At 71.8% G+C, this 21533-nt stretch carries 21 protein-coding genes; 12 read left to right on the forward strand and 9 right to left on the reverse strand.

Going from position 1 to position 21533, the window contains the following annotated elements; genetic code table 11:
- Positions 1-174: 174 nt before the first annotated feature.
- The 7 genes from ACZ432_RS11950 (at position 175) to ACZ432_RS11980 (ending at position 5819) form a co-directional block, all read left to right on the forward strand.
- Positions 175-459, forward strand: a complete 285-nt coding sequence (locus tag ACZ432_RS11950; protein ID WP_058365720.1) for a DUF7545 family protein — start codon at positions 175-177, stop codon at positions 457-459.
- A gap of 138 nt (positions 460-597) precedes the next feature.
- Positions 598-1083 (forward strand): YbaK/EbsC family protein, encoded by a 486-nt coding sequence (locus tag ACZ432_RS11955; RefSeq protein ID WP_426962202.1) that lies wholly within the window; start codon positions 598-600, stop codon positions 1081-1083.
- A gap of 104 nt (positions 1084-1187) precedes the next feature.
- Positions 1188-2264 (forward strand): metal ABC transporter solute-binding protein, Zn/Mn family, encoded by a 1077-nt coding sequence (locus tag ACZ432_RS11960; RefSeq protein ID WP_426962201.1) that lies wholly within the window; start codon positions 1188-1190, stop codon positions 2262-2264.
- Entirely contained in the window at positions 2261-3028 is a 768-nt protein-coding gene (locus tag ACZ432_RS11965; protein ID WP_426962200.1) for a metal ABC transporter ATP-binding protein, read from the forward strand. Before ACZ432_RS11960 ends, ACZ432_RS11965 begins: the two co-directional genes overlap by 4 nt.
- Positions 3028-4044: a metal ABC transporter permease gene (locus ACZ432_RS11970; protein ID WP_426962199.1), complete on the forward strand. Its 1017-nt coding sequence runs from the start codon at positions 3028-3030 to the stop codon at positions 4042-4044. The genes ACZ432_RS11965 and ACZ432_RS11970 overlap by 1 nt, the downstream gene beginning before the upstream one ends.
- A gap of 99 nt (positions 4045-4143) precedes the next feature.
- Positions 4144-4737, forward strand: coding sequence for a hypothetical protein (locus tag ACZ432_RS11975; RefSeq protein ID WP_426962198.1), 594 nt, complete (start codon positions 4144-4146; stop codon positions 4735-4737).
- 128 nt (positions 4738-4865) lie between these two features.
- Positions 4866-5819, forward strand: a complete 954-nt coding sequence (locus ACZ432_RS11980; RefSeq protein ID WP_426962197.1) for a halo transducer protein — start codon at positions 4866-4868, stop codon at positions 5817-5819.
- A gap of 3 nt (positions 5820-5822) precedes the next feature.
- Here ACZ432_RS11980 and ACZ432_RS11985 read toward each other — a convergent pair whose 3' ends face one another.
- The 7 genes from ACZ432_RS11985 to menD form a co-directional block, all read right to left on the reverse strand.
- Positions 5823-6842: a phosphate uptake regulator PhoU gene (locus ACZ432_RS11985; protein WP_426962196.1), complete on the reverse strand. Its 1020-nt coding sequence runs from the start codon at positions 6840-6842 to the stop codon at positions 5823-5825.
- A 2-nt stretch (positions 6843-6844) separates the two neighbouring features.
- Complete coding sequence (phoU, locus tag ACZ432_RS11990) at positions 6845-7522, reverse strand: phosphate signaling complex protein PhoU (RefSeq protein WP_426962195.1); 678 nt, start codon at positions 7520-7522, stop codon at positions 6845-6847.
- Entirely contained in the window at positions 7519-8451 is a 933-nt protein-coding gene (gene pstB, locus ACZ432_RS11995; RefSeq protein ID WP_426962194.1) for a phosphate ABC transporter ATP-binding protein PstB, read from the reverse strand. Before pstB ends, phoU begins: the two co-directional genes overlap by 4 nt.
- Entirely contained in the window at positions 8448-10016 is a 1569-nt protein-coding gene (gene pstA / locus ACZ432_RS12000) for a phosphate ABC transporter permease PstA (RefSeq protein WP_426962193.1), read from the reverse strand. Before pstA ends, pstB begins: the two co-directional genes overlap by 4 nt.
- On the reverse strand, positions 10013-11140 hold the full coding sequence (gene pstC / locus ACZ432_RS12005; protein WP_426962192.1) for a phosphate ABC transporter permease subunit PstC: 1128 nt from the start codon (positions 11138-11140) through the stop codon (positions 10013-10015). The genes pstA and pstC overlap by 4 nt, the downstream gene beginning before the upstream one ends.
- Before the next feature lie 45 nt (positions 11141-11185).
- Positions 11186-12382 (reverse strand): substrate-binding domain-containing protein, encoded by a 1197-nt coding sequence (locus tag ACZ432_RS12010; RefSeq protein ID WP_426962191.1) that lies wholly within the window; start codon positions 12380-12382, stop codon positions 11186-11188.
- A 246-nt stretch (positions 12383-12628) separates the two neighbouring features.
- Complete coding sequence (gene menD / locus ACZ432_RS12015) at positions 12629-14497, reverse strand: 2-succinyl-5-enolpyruvyl-6-hydroxy-3-cyclohexene-1-carboxylic-acid synthase (RefSeq protein ID WP_426962190.1); 1869 nt, start codon at positions 14495-14497, stop codon at positions 12629-12631.
- A 153-nt stretch (positions 14498-14650) separates the two neighbouring features.
- Here menD and ACZ432_RS12020 point away from each other — a divergent pair, with 153 nt between their 5' ends.
- Entirely contained in the window at positions 14651-15415 is a 765-nt protein-coding gene (locus tag ACZ432_RS12020) for a nucleotide exchange factor GrpE (protein ID WP_426962189.1), read from the forward strand.
- Between the two features lie 34 nt (positions 15416-15449).
- Here ACZ432_RS12020 and aglJ read toward each other — a convergent pair whose 3' ends face one another.
- Together aglJ and ACZ432_RS12030 are read right to left on the reverse strand one after the other, a co-directional pair.
- Entirely contained in the window at positions 15450-16376 is a 927-nt protein-coding gene (aglJ, locus tag ACZ432_RS12025; RefSeq protein WP_426962188.1) for an S-layer glycoprotein N-glycosyltransferase AglJ, read from the reverse strand.
- A gap of 81 nt (positions 16377-16457) precedes the next feature.
- Positions 16458-18014, reverse strand: coding sequence for an alkaline phosphatase family protein (locus tag ACZ432_RS12030; RefSeq protein WP_426962187.1), 1557 nt, complete (start codon positions 18012-18014; stop codon positions 16458-16460).
- Positions 18015-18178: 164 nt separating this feature from the next.
- Between ACZ432_RS12030 and ACZ432_RS12035 the strand changes: the two genes are divergently transcribed.
- Genes ACZ432_RS12035 through ACZ432_RS12050 form a run of 4 tightly spaced genes read left to right on the forward strand, consistent with a single transcriptional unit; the run spans position 18179 to position 21272 of the window.
- Positions 18179-18853 carry a glycosyltransferase family 2 protein gene (locus tag ACZ432_RS12035; RefSeq protein WP_426962186.1) on the forward strand — a complete coding sequence of 225 codons (675 nt, stop codon included), beginning with the start codon at positions 18179-18181 and terminating at the stop codon, positions 18851-18853.
- Between the two features lie 5 nt (positions 18854-18858).
- Positions 18859-19326 carry a DUF2304 domain-containing protein gene (locus ACZ432_RS12040; RefSeq protein WP_426962185.1) on the forward strand — a complete coding sequence of 156 codons (468 nt, stop codon included), beginning with the start codon at positions 18859-18861 and terminating at the stop codon, positions 19324-19326.
- Positions 19319-20215, forward strand: coding sequence for a polysaccharide deacetylase family protein (locus tag ACZ432_RS12045; RefSeq protein ID WP_426962184.1), 897 nt, complete (start codon positions 19319-19321; stop codon positions 20213-20215). The genes ACZ432_RS12040 and ACZ432_RS12045 overlap by 8 nt, the downstream gene beginning before the upstream one ends.
- 1 nt (position 20216) lies before the next feature.
- On the forward strand, positions 20217-21272 hold the full coding sequence (locus tag ACZ432_RS12050) for a lysylphosphatidylglycerol synthase transmembrane domain-containing protein (RefSeq protein WP_426962183.1): 1056 nt from the start codon (positions 20217-20219) through the stop codon (positions 21270-21272).
- The last annotated feature ends 261 nt before the right edge of the window (positions 21273-21533 follow it).

Consider the following 21533-nt stretch of genomic DNA (forward strand, 5'->3'; position numbering starts at 1 on the left):
GCGCCGCACGCGCGTGGGCGCGCAGGCGAACACATCATGGCGACACGGTGTGCACTCCGTGTGCACGACCCCGAGGTCCGGGGTGGTCGGCTCCCGGCCGCCCCGTGGCCGACCGCGCGGACCGCGCCGGCCGCGTTTCCACAGACCCTTATGTTCCGACGACCACGTTCGCGTATGGCTGACACCGAGACCTACACCGTGACCGGACCGAACGGCGAGGAGGACACCGTCGAACTGCCCGCGGGGCTCGTCGGCACGATGGCCGAACAGGGCGAGAACCCGGCGAAGGTCATCAGCGACGTGGTGCTGCAGGCGATGGCCCAGCAGGCGCACATGATGGCGCATCACGGCGAGGGCGAGGTTCCCGAGGAGATCCAGGAGATGAACGACACCGCCGAGGAGCTGTTCGAGGCGCGCTTCGGCACCTCGCTCGCGGACGCGCTCGGCCACTCGCACTGACTGGCACTAACCGCGTCTCGCCGGAGGCTTCGAGGACCGCTTTTCGACCCGCTTTTTGACCCGCACAGCGCCGAGGCCGGCCGCGCACGTTCCGCCGGCGTCCGCAGCCTTTTGTCGGCCGGCCACCTGCGGCGGGACATGCACCAGCGCGCTGCGGAGTTCGCGGAGCGGGCGGCGGCCGACCACGACCTCGACGTGACCGTCGAGGAGTTCGACGCCGGGACCGAGACCGCGGCCGCGGCCGCCGACGCCGTGGGCTGTGAGACCGCCCAGATCGCCTCCAGCATCGTGATCGAGCTCTCGGGCGGCCCGCGGGACGGCGACCTCGTCGTCGCGGTGACCAGCGGCGCGAACCGCGTCGACCTCGGCGCGGTCGCGGCGCACTTCGACGCCGACGGCGCCGCGATGGGCGACCCCGGCCGCATCCGCGAGGAGGTCGGCTGGAGCATCGGCGGCGTCCCGCCGATCGGCCACGACGCCGCACTCCCGGCGGTCATGGACCCGACGCTGACCGAGTTCGACACCGTCTGGGCCGCGGCCGGCACCCCCGACGCCGTGTTCCCGGTCGCGCCCGAGCGCCTGCGCGCGGCCGCCGACGCGACCGTCGTGGACCTCACCGAGTGAGGGTCGCGGCGGGATAATAACTCGCCCGCGACTACTGGCCGAAGTTATTAAAACGAGTCTGAAGGATAACAACCCTTTTCTCGGAGAACCCGATAGGGTCGTGTATGACCCATTCACGCCGCGACGTGTTACGCGCGACCGCGGGGACGCTCGGCGTCGGCGCGCTCGCCGGCTGTACCGAGCGACTCAAGCGCGTCGCGGGCACGAGCGAGTTGGAGGACGGCGCGTACGCCGCCTTCTTCACGCTCGCCGACTTCGCGCGACAGGTCGGCGGCGACGCCTTCCCGGTCGAGAACCCGGTCCCGGCGGGGACGATGGGCCACCGCTGGGAGCCCGGCCCGGACCTGGCGACCGAGGTCGTCTCCCACCAGGCGTTCGTCTACATGGACGTGCCGGGGTTCCAGCGGTGGGCCCGCAACACGGCCGCGACCATCGAGTCCGACCACCCCGAGGTGACGCTCGTGGACGTGCTCGACGGCGTCGACCTGCTGGCCCTCGACGAGGGGGGCCACGACCACGGCGACGACGGTCACGACGACCACACAGAGGAGACTCACGACGACGGTCACGACGACCACACCGAGGAGACCCACGACGGCCACGACCACACCGAGGAGACTCACGACGACCACGAGCACGGCGACTACGACCCCCACTTCTGGGTCGACCCGGTCCGCGCGGCCGAGAGCGTCGAGACCATCGTCTCGGGGTTCCAGGAGGCGGACCCGGACAACGCGGAGGTCTTCGCGGAGAACGGCGACGCCTACGTCGAGCGCCTGACGGCGCTCCACGAGGCCTTCGAGGCCGGTCTCGCCGACCGCGAGCGCGACACCGTCGTCGTCGCCGCGCACAACTCCTACGCCTACCTCGCGGACCGCTACGGGCTGGAGGTCGTCTCCCCGCAGGGCGTCTCGCCGGACGCCGAGCCGAGTCAGGACGAGATCTCGGCGGTCGTCGACCTGATCGACAGCGAGGGGATCGACGTGGTGCTGGCCGACCACTTCGGCTCCGACGACCTCGCGAACACCGTCGTCCGCGAGTCGAGCGCGAGCCGAGTCGAGCACCTCTCGCCCGCCGAGGGGACGACCCAGGAGTGGAACGAGCGCGGCTGGGGCTACCTCGAACAGATGGAAGAGGTTAATCTGCCGGCCCTGCAAGCGGCGGTAGGGATCACCGAGTGAGCGAGGACGCAGCACGGCGGGACGACCCGCCGGTCGTCGCGGTCGAGGACGTCACCTACGACTACGGCGAGACGCTCGCCGTCGAGGACGTGACGCTCACGGTCGAGTCCGGCGAGTTCCTCGGTCTCGTCGGTCCGAACGGCTCGGGCAAGACCACGCTCCTCCACCTGATGCTCGGGCTGCTCGAGCCCGACGAGGGCTCCGTTAGCCTGTTCGGCGAGCCGATCGACGAGTTCGAGGACGGCCACCGGATCGGCTACGTCGCTCAGCAGGCGACCCAGCAGGGCTCCGCGATGCCGGTCACCGTCGAGGAGGTCGTCGAGATGGGGCGGTACCCACACCGCGGCTCCGGCCGGCTGACGGACGCCGATCGGCGGACGGTCCGCGAGGCGATGGAGCGGGTCGAGATCGCCGACCTCGCGGACCGCCGGATCGCGGCGCTCTCCGGCGGCCAGCGCCAGCGCGCGTACATCGCCCGCGCGGTCGCGTCGGAGGCGGACCTGCTGGCGCTCGACGAGCCGACCGTCGGCGTCGACGCGGAGTCGCGCGACCGCTTCTACGGCCTGTTACAGGAACTCAACGACGACGGGATCACGATCGTCCTGATCGAACACGACATCGGCGTCGTCACCGACCGCGCGAGCCGCATCGCCTGCATCAACCGCCGGCTGTTCCACCACGGGGACACCGAGTCGTTCGTGGAGAGCGACGCCTTGGAGGAGGCGTACGGCTCGACGAGCAGCGTCGTCCATCACCACCACTGATGACCGGGAAACCCACGCGGACGCGGCTGGTCGAGGGCGCGACGGTCGCGGTCGCGGCGTTCGTCGGCCTGCTCGTGCTGTTCATGGCCAGCGACGCGCTCGGGAGCGCGGGGCTTCCGGGCGGCGGCCTCGCGGAGTTCCTCGTCCTGCTCGGGCGCGTGCTGGAGGCGCTCACGGGGCTGGAGATGTTCCGGTTCCGGTTCGTCTGGTACTCGCTGGCGACGGGCGCGCTCATCGGCGTCGTCGGGCCGCTGGTGGGGATGTTCGTCGTCCACCGGGAGATGGCGCTGATCGGCGAGACGCTGGCGCACACGGCCTTCGCGGGCGTCGCCGCGGGCCTGCTCGTCGCCTCCGCGACCGACTGGTCGGCGCCGCTGCTGCTGTCGGCGCTGGTCGCGGCCGTCCTGGGCGCGTTCGGCGTCGAGTGGCTCGCGGAGCGCACGGAGACGTACGGCGACGTGCCCATCGCGGTGATGCTCACCGGCTCGTTCGCGCTCGGCACGGTGATCATCTCCTACGGCGGCGGCTTCTCGGGGCTGAACATCGACTCGTTCCTCTTCGGGAACATCTCGTTCGTCCCCGTCGGCGGCGCGTGGGTGATGGTCGCGCTCTCGGCGTTCGTCGTCGGCGTCGTCGCGACCCAGTACAAACAGCTCCTCTTCATCACCTTCGACGAGCAGGCCGCCCGCGTCGCGCAGTTCGACGTGTCGCTGTACAACAAGCTGCTCGTCGTGCTCACGGCGATGGTCGTCGTCGGCTCGATGCAGGTGCTCGGCGTCATCCTCGTCGCCGCGATGCTGGTCGTCCCGACCGCGGCCGCCTCGCAGGTCGCGGAGAGCTTCCGCGAGGCCCTCCTCCTCGCGGTGCTGGTCGGCGAAGTGTCGGTCGTCTCGGGGCTACTCGTGGGGTACGTCACCGGCCTCCCCGCGGGCGGAACCGTCGTCCTGATCGGGATCGGCTTCTACCTCCTGAGCGTCGCCGCGTCGAGCCGGTCGGTCTCGCTGTCGCTGCACTGACGGCCCCCCGAACGGGCGGTCGGCCGCGAGGGGCGCCGCGAGGGCCGCGGAGCGTGACGCGGCAGAAGGCATTTACCGGCCTGCCGAGGATCCGGAGGCGTGTCCACGCCCTCCACGCGCCGGTCGTTCAGGCGTCACTCGGTCCCGCTGGTCCTGTTCGGACTGGTGGCGCTCGCGGTCCTCGTCGTCCCGCCGCTCGTCCTCGGCGAGGTGACGACGCGCACGTACGCCATCGCGGCGGCGATCCTCATCATCGCGGTCGGGGCCGCGTTCCCGTACGCGGTGTTGGTCGCGCTGGGGACGCTCCCGCTGCTTCGCGCGGGCGTCGCGAGCTTCGCGGCGCCACAGCCCGAAGCCGACGGTCCCCACGCCTTCTCCGCGGAGGCGACGGTCCGGCACGTCGTCGCCGGCGTCGCGTACGTCCTCGGCGCGGCCGCGGTCGGCGCCATCGGCCTCGGCGCGCAGATCGGACTGCGGAGCGGTCCCACGGCGACGCCGACGTTCCTGCAGCCGTCCTTCCTGTACCTCGGCGGACTCCTCGTCGGCGGCGTCTTCGTCGCGCTGCAACTGTGGCGCTACGACGCGGACGCGGCCGTCATCGACCGGCGAACGGCCCTCGCGACGGTCGGGCTCGGAGTCCTGATCGCGCTCGCGCCGGCCGTCGCCTTCTGGGTGTTCAACGGCGGCGTCTGAGGGCCGTGTCCGGCCGGGGCGGCTCGCTCCTCCGGGCAGGGGCCACGGAGGTCGAGGTGGCCGCCCCGCCGCCCTCCCGGGAGGTCCACACCGAATGACTGACGGACCCCTGGCCGTAACGGGGACGCATGAGTCACGGGGAGCGCGGCGACGGACGCGAGGACCTCGACGGCCTGTCCGTCGACGCGGCGGTCGATGCGGTCGACGACGAACGGACCGATCCCGGCCGGGTGCGCGAGACGCTCGCCATCGTCGCCCGCGACGGGACGGTTCGCCGAACGGCCGTCGACGACGCGCTCGCGAACGCCTCGAAGGTGGTGACGACCGCCGAGACGCGGACGGAGCTCGCGGCTCGGAAACTGTCCGAGGCACGCGAGGACGCCGATCCCGTGCTGGACCTGGGTCCCGTCTCGTCGCGGGTCGACGGCTTCGCGGCACGGCTCGACGCGATCGAGGACCGCACGGACGAACTCGGCGACGACGTACAGGCGATCCTCGCGCGAAAGGACGACGGCGACCTCTACCGGATCGCGCGACGGATCCGGTCGGTGACGGGCGCCGCGAACGAGGCGCAGCGCGCCGCCGACGACCTGCAACTCGAACTCGACTCGTTCCGGGAGTGGCTCACCGACGCCGACCGGCGCGAGGCGGCGTTCGCGGACGACGTCGACGCGGTCGCTGACGCGCTGGACGGACTCGACGCGACCGCCTCGGAGATCGCGGCCGCCGGCGAGGCGCCCGAGGGGAACGAGAGAGGACGGCGGTGGCTCGCGGCGACGATCCGCCACCGCGTCCTGTCGCTGATGATCGCGGACCTCCGGGCGGAGCTGTCGGCGCTGCGGGCGTGGGCCGAGCGCGAGGGGGTCGACCCGCCCTCCGGGGTCGACGCCCGGATCGACGAGCTCGCGGCCCGTCACGACGCCGTCGGTGACCGGCTCGAGGGCTGCGCGTCGCCGGCGCTGGCCGAGCGCTTCGACGACCGACTGACGGCGGTCGAGGCGGCGCTCGCGGATCTGGAGCCGCCGGTCGACTGGTCCGAGGTCGAGGCCGTGGTCGCGGAGCACCGGCCGGACGTGGCGTAGCGGTCAGAGGTCGAGGTTCCGGGCGCGAACCGTCGACCGCGCGGCGGCGTCCGCGACGCGCCGGCCGCACGCCGCCATGCGCCGAAGCTGCTCGATCGCGCCGGCCAGCGCGACGGCCGTCGGCACCGACTCCACGGCCGTCCCGTCGAACAGCGCGCGTTCGACCTCGTCGATCCGCTCGACGGCGTCCGCACAGCGCTCCTTCGACCGACGCGCCGTGGTCGTGTCGCCGTCGAAGATCGCGGTCACCGCGTCGTCGAGCGCGAGTTCGGCGCCCTCAGCGGCCGACCGGAGATCCGAGGCGAGGGGCCCGGGCACCGGACCGGGAAGGCGCTCCGTCAGTGCCGCGATCCGGACGGCCCGCCCGACGACGGTTTCGAGGCACTCGGCCGTCACGTAGTAGACGAACAGCTCCGGGCGCGATACGTCGAGCGCGTCGAGCTCCGCGTGCGAGACCAGCGACCGCGACAGATGGCGCGTGATCATCTCCGCGGACCGACGGGCCTCGTCGGCTCGGTCGCGGACCCTCGCGTGCGCGTCAGCGGCGTCGAGGAACGCGTCGATCGCGTCTCGCTGAAGCCCGATGGCCACGTATTGGAGTTGGACGACCGACTGGCGCACGGAGACGGACGACGCGTCCAGCATGTGGCTGACCGTGATCGCCGCGTCCGACTCGGCGGTGATGTCCGTCCCCACGAGCCCGCGCACCGTCGACTGCGCCGCCTTGCGCTCGGCGTCGGTGAACGGCTCGGCCGATCGGATCGTTATCGTCTCGAACCCCGCGGCGTGGGCGGTCCGGATCGCCCACCGCACGGCGTCGGGACCGTCGGCGTCGACGTCGATCGCGACCTCGTCCAGACACCCGCCGTCCGCGTCCGAGGACCGGACGAGGAGCGACCCGTCGTGGTGGGTGTACAGCCGCAGGTCCATCCCCCCCTCGAGCCCGTGGTCCCGCGCCCACCCCTTCGGGATCGACACGGTGAACGTCCCGCCGCCGACCTCCTGGAGCTTTCTCGTCTCCATGATCAGTAGATCAGCTCCGGGTCGCTGTCGGTCACGTACAGCGTCCGCGCGGCGACGTTGACGGCGTGGTCGCCGATCCGCTCGAGGTCGCGGATCGTCAGCAGCAGGTTCGAGATCCCGTCGAGGAGCCGTTCGATCTCCCAGCGGTCCGGCTCGCCGGCGACCAGTTCGCGGACGACCGCCTCGCTGGCGTGTTGACACAGCGCGTCCAGTTCGTCGTCGCGCTCGGCGATCGCTCGGCAGGCGTCGGCGTCCCCCTCGACGTACGCGTCGACGGCGGCCCGGACCTGGTCGGCGGCGGTCTCACCGATCTCGTGGACGCGAACGTCCGCGCCGACGGCCGGCCCTTCGACGAGGGCGTAGCGTGCGAGGTTCGTCGCGAGGTCCCCGATCCGCTCTAAGTCGGTCAGGATCTTGAACGACGCGGCGACGAACCGCAGGTCCGAGGCGACGGGCTGTTGGAGCGCGAAGAGGTCGATGCAGTCGCCCTCGAGTTCGAGGTATCGCCGGTTGATGGCCTCGTCGCCGTCGATCACCGCGCGGGCCGACGCGTCGTCGTCGCCCGCGAGCGCCGCGAGCGCCCGCCGGAGCTGGTCGAGCACGTCGTCGGCCATCGAGTCGACGTCGGACCGGAGCGCGTCGAGCGACTCGCGGTAGTCGTCACGGGGCACGGCGATCACCCGAACTTCCCGCTGATGTAGTCCTCGACGCGCCGGCTCTCGGGGTCCTCGAAGATCTTCTGGGTGTCGTCGTACTCGACGAGTTCGCCGCCCGTCAGGAAGACTGCGGTCTGGTCGGAGACGCGGGCGGCCTGTTGCATGCTGTGGGTGACGACGACGACGGTGTAGTCCTGCGCGAGGTCCTCGATGAGGTCCTCGATCTTCGCGGTGGCGATGGGGTCCAGCGCGGAGGCCGGCTCGTCCATCAGGATGACCTCCGGGTCGACGGCCAGACAGCGGGCGATACACAGCCGCTGTTGCTGGCCGCCGGAGAGGCCGAGCGCGTTGTCGTCCAGCCGGTCGCGAACCTCCTCCCAGAGGGCGGCCCGTTCGAGCGACCGTTTCACGAGGTCCCTCTCGCGGTCGGGCTCCGCGCGCCCGGTCAGCCGCGCGAGCAGGCCCGTCTCGACGTCGCCGTGTTTCCGCGGGCCGTAGGAGACGTTCGCGCGGATCGACTTGGGGAAGGGGTTCGGGCTCTGGAACACCATCCCGACGCGCTTGCGCAACTCGACGAGGTCGACGCCGTCCTGATAGACGTCCTCGCCGTCGATGGCGACGGTCCCGTCGACGCGGGCGCTGCGGATGCGGTCGTTCATTCGGTTCAGACACCGGAGGAACGTCGACTTGCCGCACCCCGACGGGCCGATGAGGGCCGTCACGCTCCGCTCGGGGATGTCCATCGAGACGCCCTTCAGCGCGTGGTCGTCGCCGTAGTGGACGTCGAGCTCCTCGACGGCGAGTTTCGTCTCGCCGGCGGCCTCGTAGTCGGTCCACTCCGGGCGCGTTTCCTCGACGGTCTCGCCGGCGGTCGTGGAGACCCCCTGGTCGTCGGTGCGGTTCGCCGTCGTCTCTGCGGTCTCTACGGTCTCCGCGGTGTCTGTCTGACTCATTGGTGGAGTTTCCGTCTGAAGTAGTAGCGCGTCGCGATGCCGACCGCGTAGAAGGCCAACACGACGAGCAGCAGCGTCAGCGCCAGCCCCCACGCGAACTCCTGCGGGTTCTCGATGTTGCCGCTCAGCCCCGCCGTGATGAGCGCGTACAGCTGATACGGCAGCGCGCTCGTGGCCTCGAGCAGCGCGGGGTTGCTGACGAACGGCGGCGAACCGGTCAGCCGGAAGCCGCCCAGCACGTCGGGCGCGGCCGACTTCGCCGGGAGGACGCCGCCGCCCGTGGTCAGCAGGATCGGCGCGGTCTCGCCGGCGATGCGCCCCACGCCGAGGATGACGCCGGTCGTGATCCCCGGGATCGCCGCGGGGAGGACCACGCTCCGGACCGTCTGCCACTTGGAGACGCCGAGGGCCGCGCTCGCGTCCCGGTACTCGTCCGGGACCGCGAGGATCGCCTCGCGGCTCGTGATGAGGACGAGCGGCAGCAGCATGAACCCGAGCGTCAACATCCCCGCGATCAGCGACTTCTGGTTGCCGAACCGGGGGATCAGGAAGGCGGCGCCGAACAGGCCGAAGACGATGCTCGGCGTGCTCCAGAGCCCGTTCGTCGCCACCTCGACCGCGCCCGTGAACCGACCCTGTTCGGCGTACTCGCTGAGGAACACGGCGGCGCCGACGCCGGTCGGCACGGCGAACAGGACGGCGCCGACGACCAGCCAGACCGTCCCGACGAGCGCCGGGAACACGCCCGCGACCTCGGCCAGCAGCCCCGCCCCGTTGGTCAGGAACGGCCACCTGAGGAGGCCCGGGCCGCCCACGCCGAACCCGCGGAACAGCCCGGGGAGCCCCCTGACCGTCACGAAGGCGACGAGGCCGACGAGGACGGACAGGATCGCGACCACGACGAGGTAGATGAGGACGTACGCGCCGACGTTGCGTCCCCGGGCGCCGAACCCGCCGTACGCCTTCGCGGCCCCCCAGCCCGCGACCAGCGAGGCGACCATCACGACGACCGGCACGACGGTGTCGCCGAACAGCGTCGCGTCGTACCCCGCGAGGACTCGCTCCCACCCCGGTCCGACGACGGCGCTCGCGAGGACCGCGCCCGCGAGGACGGCCACGCCCCCCGCGGGCAGGGTCGACCCCACGTCCTCGCGCGGGAGCGCGGTCGCCGCGAACGCGACGCCCCCCGCGACGACCGCGACGGCGAGCCGGCCGACGCCCTCGAGGCCGACGCTCCCGGCCGCGAGCGCACCGATGGCGAGCCAGAGACCGGTGAACGCCGCCGTCGCGACGATCCCCGCGCTCGGTTGCGGCCCCGTGTCGACGACTCCCAGTCGGGAGGCCACGCCGAACCCGACGACGCCGAGGCCGACGACGACCAGCACCGCGCCGAGCGCCGTCGACAGCGGGAGTCCCGCGACGGGGTCGTCGATGGCGACGACGTCGACGAGCGCCGCCAGTCCGACGGCGAACGCGAGCCCCGAGACCCCGACCGCGCCCGCCGTGAGGGCCTCGTACACGCTCCGGTCCTCGCGGACGAGGGCCGTCTCGGTCGCGCGGCTCATTCGGCACCCCCCAGGCGGCGCCGCATGCGTAACTCGACGTACTGCGAGACGAGGCTCAGACACAGCACGGTCACGAACAGGACGACGCCGGCGGCGAACAGCGCGCTCTCGTGGACCCCGTTCGCGCTCCCGTACCCCCGGGCGATCAGCGACGTGAGCGTCTCGTAGCCGTAGAAGACGTTGAACAGGGGGTCGCTGATGCGCGGAACGCCGGCCAGCATCACCGTCGCCGCCATCGTCTCGCCGATCGCGCGCCCGACGCCGAGGAGGACGGCCGCCGAGACGCCGGAGAACGCGGCCGGAATCGTGATCGAGGTCATGGACTGCCAGTCGGTCGCCCCGAGCGCGAGCGACCCGTCCTTCATCGCGTCCGGGACGCTCGTCAGCGCGTCCTCGGCGACGGAGACCACCGTCGGCAGCGCCATCAGGCCGACGACCGCCCCGACGAAGAGGTACGTCGAGCCGCCGTTAAGCGCGAACGCGTCGTTCGCCCAGGGGTTGATCACGGTGAAGCCGATGAACCCGTAGACGATGGAGGGGATGCCGGCGAGCACCTCGATGCCGGGCTTGACGAGTTCACGGACGGCCGGGGGCGCGATCTCCGCGATGAACAGCGCGGCGGCGACGCCCAGTGGCGCCGCCACCAGCGTCGCGATGGTGGTCACCATCACGGTCCCGTGGATCATCGGCACGAGCGAGAACCGGACCGGCTCCGAGACCGCGTCCCACCGCGTCGCCGTGAACATCCGCAGTCCGGGGACGGAGGTGCCGAGGACGGTGGCCGTCTCGTACCGAAACGCCGGGAGCGACTCGGCGACGATGAACACGACGATGAGGCCGAGCGTGACGAGCGTCACCGTCGTCATCGCGAACGTGACGGCGCGGGCGACGAGCGCCTGGTGGCGCACCCAGCCGACGCCCGTCGCGATCAGGAACGCGCCGAGCGGAACCGCGGTCCAGGGGGACGCCAGCAGGAAGCCGAGAAACGCCGCCAGAAGCGACCCCATCGAGACGCCGACCACGGCCAGCGCCTCCGGGTCGGTCTCGTCGACGAACGCTCGCGTCCGGGTGACCCGCCGCTCGATGCCCGCACGCCAGTCAGTCGGTGGATTCGTGAGTGACATGTGATAAATATCGGTCGGAGAGCGGTCGTCTCCGGGGCCGCGACGCTAGGCCTGCTCCGGCAGCTTCGCGCGCTCGGCCTCGATGTCGGAGGTCGGTAGGGTGATGTAGTTGACGTCCTCGACGAACACCTGCTGGCCGAAGTCGGTCAGGAACATGTTGAGGAACGCCGCCTCGCGCATGTCCGTTCCCTCCGGCGTGTCCTCGGTGATCCGCGTGTACATGTGGAGGTCGCGGTTCAGCGGGTACTCGGAGTCGAAGATGGTGTTCTCGGCGTCGGGGTCCGGGCGGAAGACGGTGCCCTCGAAGTCGATCGCGATCGCCTGGATCCCCGGCCCGGAGAACGCGAGCGCCATGTAGCCGATGGCGTTGTCGTTGTCCTGGAGGACCTGCTGGACCTGCTGGTTCTGTCCGAGGCGGGTGTCGACCTCCATCGGCGCGTCGGCGTCGCCGAGCATGTTCAGCCTGAACGAGGTGTCCGTGCCCGAGCCCTCGGCGCGGCCGACCACGTAGATCTCCCGGTCGGGACCGCCGACCTCGCTCCAGTTGGTGATGTCGCCCTGGTAGATGCCGCGGATCTGCTCGCCGGTGAGCTGGTCGACGCCGGCGTCGTAGATCGCCTGGCTGACGAAGACGGGCTGGCCGTCCCGGCCGACGACGTGGTCGACGTAGTTCTCGTCGCGTTGTTCCTCGCTGATGTCGAGTTCCGCCGTGATGGGCCCGGAGGAGTTCCCGATGTCGACCAGCCCGTCGCGGACGGCCTCACAGCCGGTCCCCGAGTGGCTCAGCGCCACGCGGGTCGCGAACGGGGGGTTCGACCGCTCGCCGGTCGGCTCGAAGCCGTACAGCCCGGCGAAGTAGTCGGCGATGTTCTGGTCAGTGTCGATCTGGTCCCAGCCGGGGACCGACGACTCGTCGTTGGAGCCCCAGTACTCGCCGTCGCTCGCCGGCGAGTTGGAGTTCCAGTAGGAGCTCCCCTTGTTCGAGATGGGGTACACCGTCGAGGACCCCTCGGCAGTCACCGTGGCCGGCGCCGCCGACCCGCCGCTTCCACCCTCGTCGGCGTCGTCGCCGTCTCCGCTCCCGCCGCCGCTCCCGCCACTGCTGGTCCCGCTCTCGCCGCCGCTCCCGCTGTTGCTCTGTCCGCTACACCCCGCGAGGCCTGCCGCCCCGGCGGCGGTCAGCGTCAGCAGGTACTTTCGGCGTGATACCGCGTCCACCTGATGCGCCGCGTCACGTGACATCGAGTAAGAGCACCCGTCGACCTATTAAACACGTTTATAATAGGTGACTGGACCGTGACGGAGCGACCAGGACCCGACGGTAGCGCCTCGGAGTCGGCGGTATCGGTACTGTCGGATATATAGTGTATGGAGCGCGGGCCGCGCGAGTGGTCGCGCGAGTGCTCCCCGCGTCGCGCGTGGGGGCTCACCGAGCGCCGGCTCCCGGTCCCCGGCTCCCGGCTCCTTCACGGGGTCGTCCCCGGCCTCTCACTCCTCACGAACCCGCTCGACCACGCGCTCCCGCAGCGCCTCCCGCGCACGGTGACTCGTTTCGGCGTCGGTCCGCACCTCGATCAGGTGGCTGCCGGGCTCCTCGCGTGCGGTCGCGAGGGCGTCGCGGAGGGCCGCGGTCGCCTCGTCGGGGGCCAGCGCGCGCCCGGCCGCGTCGTCGCTCTCCCCCCCGTCACCCGCGCCGCCGCGCGCGTCGATCCGCGCGAAGTCCACGTCGTACAGCGCCGAGAGCGGTTCGAAGTCGATGCCGTGAGGCGTCCTGAACTGCTCGGTGAACGGCGGGTCGAACGCCTCGACGGGAAGCTTGTGGAAGATGCCGCCGCCGTCGTTGTTGACGGCGACGACCGTCGCGTCCACCTCGCAGCGGTCGAGCGCGAGCAGGCCGTTGGCGTCGTGATACAGCGCGAGGTCGCCGGTCACGAGCGTCAGGTCGTCGGTCGTCGCGGACCCGGCGCCGAGCGCCGTCGAGACGATGCCGTCGATGCCCGAGGCGCCGCGGTTCCCGAGCGCGGTCACCGACTTCGCCGACGGGGCGACGAACCGGTCGAGGTCGCGGACGGGCATGGAGTTCGAGACGAACAGCGTCGCGGGGTCCGGAAGCGCCTCGACCACGGTCTCGAGGACGCGCCCCTCGAGGAAGGCGTCGGAGGCGGTCGCGCCGGTCGCCTCTCCGGCGTTCCGGCCCTCGGCGGCGCTCCCCTCCAGCGCGTCGAACGCCGCGGCGTCCGCCGTCTCCCACTGCGCGCGCCAGTCGGCGTCGCCGCCGGGGAGCAGTCGCGAGAGCCGACCGCAGAGCCGGGAGGGCTCGGCGACCACCAGGTCCGTCGCCGCGAACTCGGCCTCGCGCCACGCGCCCGCGGGGTCGACGACGTACTGGTCCGCGTCCGTCGCCGCGAGGTACTTGCGGAGGTTCTTCGAGGTCGGGGAGGCGCCGAGTCGGACGACGACCTCGGGGTTCGGGAACGCCTCCGCCTCGGCCAGGTCCGGCGAGAGGTAGGCGTCGTAACCGCCGATCACGGGCGCGACGCGGGTGTGTCCGCCGAACCGGACGCCCGAGAGGGGGTCCGCGAGGACCGGGAAGCCGGTCGCGTGCGAGAGCGCGGTGACCGCCTCCGCGTCGAGGCCCGGCGGGTCCGCCGGCCCGGCGACGATCAGTCCGCGGTCGGTCTCGAGCGCGGCCGCCAGTTCCCGCAGCGACGTGTCGTCGAGTTCGGGGGCGCCAGCGTGGCGGGAGACGTAGGGGCCGTCGCGGCCCGCGGCGGCCTCGGGGTCGAGGTCGGCGGGCACGTCCCCCTCCACCGGCGTCGGTTCGAGCGGCTTGGCGAACGGGACGTTGAGGTGGACCGGGCCGGCCGCCGTCCCCTCCGCGGCCGAGAGCGCGCGGGCGACGGTGGTGCGGACGGACTCGAGCGCGCGCTCGTCGGCGGCGGGTTCGGGCAGGTCCTTGTAGTAGCGGACGGCGTCGCCGTAGAGCTTCTCCTGGTCGACGGTCTGGTTCGCGCCGGAGTCGCGCAGCTCCGGCGGGCGGTCGGCGGTCAGCGCCAGCATCGGGACGCGCGCCTCGTCGGCCTCCACGATGGCGGGGTGGTAGTTCGCAGCGGCGGTGCCGGAGGTGCAGACCAGCGGCGTCACCTCGCCCGTCCGCCGCGCGCGGCCGAGCGCGAAGAAGGCCGCGGAGCGCTCGTCGAGTTGGGAGAAGACGTGCACGTCGTCGTGGCGGGCCAGCGCCATCGTGAGCGGCGTCGAGCGGCTCCCCGGCGAGACGACCGCCGCGGAGACGCCCGCACGGGCCAGCTCCTCGACGATGGCGGACGCCCACAGCGTGTTCCGGTTCGGTGCGGTCATTAGTTCCCGTTCGGGGGTCGCGGGCTTATAAGCCGGCGGAACGCGACCGAGTGGGCGGAACGCGGCCGCGACGAGCGGAACGCAGCCGGGGGAAGCGAACCCCGGCCGCGGCGTTCTGCAAGCCTTAAGCCCGGCGCGGGCCTCCCCTCGCACATGAGCGACGACGACGCCGTCGACGTCGAGGTCGAGGCGCCGAACGACGAATCGGGCGCGGCCGGGGACGCGGCGAGCGCCGCGGAGGCCGCAGGCGAGAACCCCGCCGCGGCCGCCGACGGGGAGTCGGCCGACGCGAACGGCGCCGCCGGCGGCCGGACGACCGACGACGGGGAGTCGGCCGACGCGAACGGCGCCGCCGGCGGCCGGACGACCGACGACGGCGAGACCGAGACGCCCCTCGCCGACCGCGTCGCGGCCCACGACGAGGAGCTCGCCTCGGCGGTCGCGGACCTCGAGGCGGGCGTGACCGAACTGGAGGCGGAACTCGCCGAGGCCGAGGAGACGGTCGCGGACCTCGAGAGCCGACTGAAGCGTTCGAAGGCCGACTTCCAGAACTACAAGCAGCGCCAGCAGCGGAAACAGGAGCGGATCAAGGAGCGCGCGGCCGAGGACCTGGTGGAGCGCATCGTCCCCGTCCGCGACAACCTGATCCGGGCGCTCGACCAGGAGGAGGGCGCGGACATCCGGCCGGGCGTCGAGTCCACGCTGGAGGAGTTCGACCGCGTGCTGGAGGCGGAGGGCGTCGAGCCCATCGAGCCGGAGCCGGGCGCCGACGTGGACCCGACGCGTCATCAGGTGATGCTCCGCGTCGAGAGCGACCAGCCCGAGGGGACGGTCCACGAGGTGTACCAGCCCGGCTACGAGCTGGGCGAGAAGGTGATCCGCGAGGCGCAGGTGACCGTCTCCGACGGCGACGAGTAGTCCGGGTCGGTTTCCGGCCGCCGTCGATCCGCGCTCAGCCGTCGCCGTCCCGCCGTCCGTCCAGCCGTCGTATCTGTTCGCGGTGGAGCGACAGCATCATGTCCGCGAGGAAGCCGAACATCAGCAGCTGGAACCCCAACAGGACGCCCGCCGCCGCCACGATGGCGAGGATCTGGTGGCCGATACCGTACGCGATCCAGTCGTAGAGCACGTAGGCGGCCACGGCCAGGCCGGCGGTCGTCGACGCCGCGCCGACGCTCCCGAAGTAGAACAGGGGGTTGTTCGTCTTCGCCTTGCGGAACAGCTCCAGGAAGATGATCCCGCCGTCGCGGACGGGGTTGAGGTTCGTGTCCGACCCGGAGGGGCGCGGCCGGTAGGTGATGGGGACGACCGCGACCGGCACGTCGTGTTTGACGCACTCGACGGCCATCTCGGTCTCGATGCCGAACCCCTCGGCGCTCAGGGTGAGCTGCTGGAACGACTCGCGAGTGAACGCGCGGTACCCGGAGAGGATGTCGCCGTAGTCCTCGCCGTGGATCAGGCGGAATGCGCCGTTGATGAGCCGGTTGCCGATCCGGTTGAGCCGGGTCATCGCCCCCTCCCGCATGTCCGCGAACCGGTCGCCGATCACGTGCTCGGCCTCGCCCGACAGCAGCGGCTCCAGCATCGCGTCGGCGTCGGCGGCGTCGTAGGTCGCGTCGGCGTCGGCCATCAGCACGTAGTCGGCGTCGACGTGGTCGCGGACCGCCTCGCGGACCGCCTGTCCCTTGCCGTCGCCCGACTGCTCGACGACTCGCGCGCCCGCCTCGGCGGCGCGCTCGCGAGTGCCGTCCTCCGAGCCGCCGTCGATCACGACGACGTTCTCCAGTCCCTCCGCCCGATAGCCCCCGACCACGTCCGCGATGGTCGCGGCCTCGTTGTAGGTCGGCAGGAGGACGCACACGTCGTCGCGACTCGCCATTACCGGCCCGTCGCCCGCCCGGGTGGTTAAGTATACGGTTTGACGCGACGGCGGAACCCTCCGCTCCCGGCGGGCACTCAGCTACTCCATGTAGCCGAGTTGTTTGAGTCGGTTTTCGACGCCGTCGGTGTCGCGGTCGGTCGCGGCCGCGGCGGGCGAGAGGGGGTCGCGCGTGTCGGCGTCCTCGGCCGCCTCGCCGGCGAGCATGGGGAGCACGTCGCCGTCCATGTCGGTGGGGACGGCACAGCCGGCGGCCGCGAGCAGGGTCGGGGCCATGTCGGTGATGCTGATCTGCTCGAGTTCGCCGCGGTGTTCGAAGTCGGGGCCGCTGGCGAGGAAGAGGCCGTTGCGCGTGTTCTCGGCGCGCCAGCGGTCCGGGCCCGCCAGTACGTCGCCGCCGCCGACGCCGTCGTTGACGTGGACGCCGTCGCGCTGGTCGACCACGACCGCGGGCGCGTCCGACTCGCCGAGGTGCGGCCCCTCGTACACCTCTTCGGCGCGGTACACCCCGTCGAACAGCGGGCCGTGGTCGTCCTCCACCGCTTCGAGGTCCGCGATCAGCTCCTCCCGGACCGCCTCCGTGTCGAAGGCGGGGTTGAGGTAGATGGGTCCCTGCCCGCTCGCGACCGCCTTCGTCTCCGACAGATCCATCGCCTCCAGTTTTCTGTCCCTCTTGAGGCCCGCGCTCTGGGGGACGAGCTGCTGGAGTCGCTCGGGGACCACCTTCGCGAGGAGGTCGACCGCGCCGACCGCCTTCGCGGCCGCGAGGGCGTTCTCGCGGTCGATGCCCACCTTCTGGAGCACGCTGTCCACGCTCGCCGACCGCGTCTGGTAGCCGTTCTCGGCCAGCCACTCGTTCACGTAGAACTCCGTCGTCGTCGGCGCGCAGCCGTGATCGGACATGATCACCAGGTTCGTCTCCTCCATCTCGTCGATCCGGCCGACCCACTCGTCGACGATCTCGTAGGCGCGCTTCGTCGGCTCGTCGTTCCAGAAGAAGTGCTGGAGCACGTTGAGGTAGAACAGCGTGACGTGGACGAACTCGAGGTCTTCCTCCTCCAGGAGGGTCGTGGCGACCTCGAAGCGCTTCTCGAGGAGGTCGAGGATGGCGTCGACCTCGGCGCCGGTCTCCTCGTTGGAGGAGAGCAGGGGGTCGGGGTGGACGCGGTAGTCGAAGCGCTCCTCGAGGTCGTCGGCGAGCCCCTCGGGGGTGGCGTAGCCGCCGCTGATGGAGCGGTACTCGCCCTCGACGGCGTCGGGGCCGCCGGCGACGACGGGGCCGTCGATGTCGCGGGGCGGGTACATCGTGGGCATGTTGACCACGCCCGCGCGGTGGCCCTCGTCGTTGAGGTAGTCCCACAGCTCGAGCGTCTCGAAGTCCGCGCCGTTGGTCACCTCGATCTCGCCGGCCGCGAGGTCGACGCGCTCGAACCAGTAGACGCCGAACTTTCCGGGGTTCTTGCCGGACGAGTAGCACTTCCAGTTCGGGAAGGTGACCGGCGGGAGACAGCTCTCGGTCTCGGCCCACGAGCTCTCCTCGCGGAGGGCGGCGAGGTTCGGGAGGGTGCCGTCGTCGAGCCACGGTTCGAGCAAGCGCCAGTTCGACCCGTCCAGCCCCACGACGACCGTTCTGCTCATGTCGGGACGGTCCCGGCCGACTCACAAGTCGCTTTCGTCGTGCGCGCGAACGGCGCTCCGGCGTCGGCGCCCTCTCCGGCCGGCCGTGGCGCCCTCGCCGCCCGGCCGCGACGCCCTCGGGCGAACGACATTCATAAGTGCGGGCCGCGGGTTCTCTCGGGCACGTGCGAACCGTAGCCGTCCTCCCCGCGTACAACGAGGCCGAGACGGTCGGCCCCGTGATCGAGGGCACGAGCGAACACGTCGACGAGGTCGTCGTCGTCGACGACGGCTCCAGCGACGCGACCGCCGCGGTCGCGCGCGACCACGGCGCGACCGTCGTCGAGCACGTGTTCAACACGGGCGTCGGCGGCGCGGTCAGGACCGGCTACCAGTACGCGATCCGCAACGACTACGACCTCGTGGTGCAGGTCGACGGGGACGGCCAACACGACCCGGCCCACATCCCGCGCCTGCTGGAGGCGGCCGAGGACGCGGATATGGTGATCGCCAGCCGGTACCTCAACGAGAGCTTCGAGGAGTACGGCTTCGTCCGGCGGCTCGGGATCAGCTTCTTCACGACCGTCGTGAACGTGCTCGGCGGCGTCGACATCACGGACGTGACCAGCGGCTTCCGCGTCTACCGCGTCGACGCGCTGGCCGAGATCCTCCACCGCTCGGACAGACACTGGGCGGTCGAGCAGACGCTCGACGCGGCGAAGCGCGACCAGCGCATCACGGAGGTGTCGGTCGCGATGCCGACCCGCGAGGAGGGCGACTCGCAGTTCACGCTGGACACGTTCGTCCTCTACCCGCTCCGCATGACCGACGTGGTGTTGCGCGTCCTCCTGTTCCGGTGACTCCCATGATCGACACACTCGCAACGACCGGCGCTCTCGTCACGCTCGACGCTCCCGTCACCGCCGGTGCTCCGGCGGTGCTCGGTACGTTCGACTACTCGCTGGTCAACGTCGTCTCGCTGCTCGTCGGCCTGCTGTTCCTCGCGAACGGCTACTTCCTCGTGCGGAAGGGCCGGGAGGCGGTCGCGGTGTTCGTCCTCTCGGTCGCGGTGGGGGGCGGACTCGTCTTCGTGGCGCTGTTCCCGGGCGCGTTCGACTTCGTGGCGCGCCTGCTCGGACTGGAGTTGCGCGCACGAGCCATCCTCGTCGTCTCGAACCTGACGCTGTTCGCGCTGGTCATCTACCTGCTCAACCGCATCGGGAAACTGTACGACCGCGTCTCCCGGCTGAACGAGCGCCTGAGCCTGCTGGACGCCGAACTGGAAGCGGCCGGGGGTCGCGGCGACAGCGATGACCCCGACGACCATGAGTGACGGGGGCCGCGGCGGCGGGCCGAGCGACGCGCGCCGCGCCGTCCTCTCGGTCGACGTGGAGCTGTTCCGTCACACGCCCGCGTACAGGAACGCCTCGGGGACGCTCGACGACCCGAGCGTCGGGCTGGCGGGCGCACGGTTTTTGCGGGAGGCGTTCGCGCGCCACGACGCCCGGACGACGGCGTTCGTCGTCTCCGAGGTGGCCGAGGAGCATCCCGGCGCCGTCGGCGCGTTCGTCGACGCCGGCCACGAGGTGGGCTCGCACACACACACGCACCGACTGCTGACCGACCTCTCGCCCGACGAGCGCCGCGAGGAACTCGTCCGGTCGAAGGAGCGGCTCGAGACCGTCACTGGCGCGTCGGTCGCGGGCTTTCGCGCGCCGGCGTTCGACTTCGGGGACGACCACTTCGCGGCGCTCGACGCGGCGGGCTACGCCTACGACGCGAGCGTCGTCTCCTGTCGCGCGATTCCCGGCTGGTACGGCGGCGAGTACGACCTCCACCGGCCCGCGCCCGCGACCGCGGTCGACCCGACCGCGCCGGCCGGCCTCGCGGAGGTGCCGACCGCGGTGTTTCCCGGTATCGGGCTCCCGCTGACGGGGACGTGGCTGCGCTTCTTCGGCGTCCGGTACACGACCCTCGGGATGCGCCTGCTCGCGCGTCGGGGGATCGCCCCCGTGCTGTACGTCCACCCGTGGGAGTTCGTCGACCTCCCGGACGTCGAGGGCGTTCCGAAGCGAGTGTACGCCAGGACCGGCGACTGGATGCGGCGCGCGGTCGAGCGCATCCTCTCGACGGAGTTCTCGTTCGTCGCCTGCGAGGACGTGCTCGCGGACGCCGGACTGGGTGACGGTGGGGAGCCGGAACCGCCCGACGGAGGGGCGTAGTGTGGCGGACCGCTCCCCCCGCGATCTGGCGGTCGCCGCGCTCCAGTACGGACTCGGGATCGCGGCGCTCGGGTGGGTGTCGACGCAGGTGCGGTTCGGCGAGGTGCTCGGCCTCCTCGGGCGCCTCGGTCCCGCCGAGATCGCGGTCGTGCTCGGCGTCTCGGTCGTCGGCCTGCTTGCGCGCTTCTACACCTGGCAGGTGCTGATGGCGCGGGTCGGCGCGGCGTCGTTCCGCGCGGCCGCGAGCGTCGACCTCACCGTCTACTTCCTCAACCAGTTGCTCCCCTCGCGGCTCTCCGGGCGCGTGGCGGCGCCGTTCGTCCTGCGGAGCCGGACCGGGATGTCCTACGCCGACGGCGCCTCGGTTTCGGGCGTTCACACCGGGATCTACGCGGTGCTGTACGGGGTCGCGGCCGCGGTCGGCGTGGCGGCCGCCGCGCCGCGGCTCTCGCCCGGGATCCTGTCGCTGCTCGCGCTTTCGACCGGGCTCTACCTCGCGGCCGGCGGTGCGGTGCTTCTGGCCGGCATCAATCTCCCGCTGCTCGACCGCCTCGTGGACGCGCTCGCGGCGCTGGCGGGGCGGCTTCCGCGGGTCGGCGCCGCGGCCGCGGAGCGCGTCGCGGGGCTGCGGGAGTTCACCGCAGCCGCGAGCGCCTCGTTCCGCCGGCTCGCGGTCGACCCCGGCCTCTGGGGGCGGTACGCCGCCGGCTGGACCGTCTTCTCGGTGCTCGCGCCCGGCCTCCGCGTGCTGGTCCTGCTCGCGGCGTTCGGCGCGCCCTTCGAGCCCGCGGCCCTGCTGCCGCTGTACCTGGTCGCCGCCTACAGCGTCACCCTGCTGCCGCTGACGCCCGGCGGCATCGGCGTCACCGAGGCGACGACGACGGTGGTGTTCGTCGCGCTCGGCGTCCCCGAGGCGGCCGCGGTGTCGGTCGTGCTCGTCGACCGCTTCCTCGGCGTCTACCTGCCCGCGGTGGCCGGCTGGTACCCCTCGATGGCGCTCGACATCGACGGCGCCTCGGACGCGGCGGATCCGCCGAACGACGGCGTGAACGACTGACCGCGGTACTGAGCGGGGCGGCGTGTCGCCGCCTGTTTTCTGTCACTTGTGGGTTTTTGCGGCTGCTGTCGGTGCCGCTGCTCGGGCCAGGATCACCTCGAAAGCCCCAGCCGGCTCGACCGGGTCGGGTTTCAGGAGACGGGTCGGGCGGGGCCGAACCGGGTGTCCCGTTCAGTCCTGCCCCGTCCAGCATCGCAATCGCATCGCAACCGCCCAGCACCGCAATCGCACCGCAACCGCCCCGCACCGCACCTACCCCCG

Source organism: Haloparvum alkalitolerans (genome assembly GCF_055381565.1).

Coding starts and splice junctions, on each gene's coding strand:
- ACZ432_RS11960 (WP_426962201.1), top strand. CDS start 1,188: ATGACCCATTCACGCCGCGACGTGTTACGCGCGACCGCGGGGACGCTC.
- ACZ432_RS12030 (WP_426962187.1), bottom strand. CDS start 18,014: ATGAGCAGAACGGTCGTCGTGGGGCTGGACGGGTCGAACTGGCGCTTG.
- ACZ432_RS11955 (WP_426962202.1), top strand. CDS start 598: ATGCACCAGCGCGCTGCGGAGTTCGCGGAGCGGGCGGCGGCCGACCAC.
- ACZ432_RS11970 (WP_426962199.1), top strand. CDS start 3,028: ATGACCGGGAAACCCACGCGGACGCGGCTGGTCGAGGGCGCGACGGTC.
- ACZ432_RS11985 (WP_426962196.1), bottom strand. CDS start 6,842: ATGGAGACGAGAAAGCTCCAGGAGGTCGGCGGCGGGACGTTCACCGTG.
- ACZ432_RS11950 (WP_058365720.1), top strand. CDS start 175: ATGGCTGACACCGAGACCTACACCGTGACCGGACCGAACGGCGAGGAG.
- ACZ432_RS12040 (WP_426962185.1), top strand. CDS start 18,859: ATGATCGACACACTCGCAACGACCGGCGCTCTCGTCACGCTCGACGCT.
- ACZ432_RS11980 (WP_426962197.1), top strand. CDS start 4,866: ATGAGTCACGGGGAGCGCGGCGACGGACGCGAGGACCTCGACGGCCTG.
- pstC (WP_426962192.1), bottom strand. CDS start 11,140: ATGTCACTCACGAATCCACCGACTGACTGGCGTGCGGGCATCGAGCGG.
- menD (WP_426962190.1), bottom strand. CDS start 14,497: ATGACCGCACCGAACCGGAACACGCTGTGGGCGTCCGCCATCGTCGAG.
- pstB (WP_426962194.1), bottom strand. CDS start 8,451: ATGAGTCAGACAGACACCGCGGAGACCGTAGAGACCGCAGAGACGACG.
- pstA (WP_426962193.1), bottom strand. CDS start 10,016: ATGAGCCGCGCGACCGAGACGGCCCTCGTCCGCGAGGACCGGAGCGTG.
- ACZ432_RS12045 (WP_426962184.1), top strand. CDS start 19,319: ATGAGTGACGGGGGCCGCGGCGGCGGGCCGAGCGACGCGCGCCGCGCC.
- ACZ432_RS12020 (WP_426962189.1), top strand. CDS start 14,651: ATGAGCGACGACGACGCCGTCGACGTCGAGGTCGAGGCGCCGAACGAC.
- aglJ (WP_426962188.1), bottom strand. CDS start 16,376: ATGGCGAGTCGCGACGACGTGTGCGTCCTCCTGCCGACCTACAACGAG.
- ACZ432_RS12010 (WP_426962191.1), bottom strand. CDS start 12,382: ATGTCACGTGACGCGGCGCATCAGGTGGACGCGGTATCACGCCGAAAG.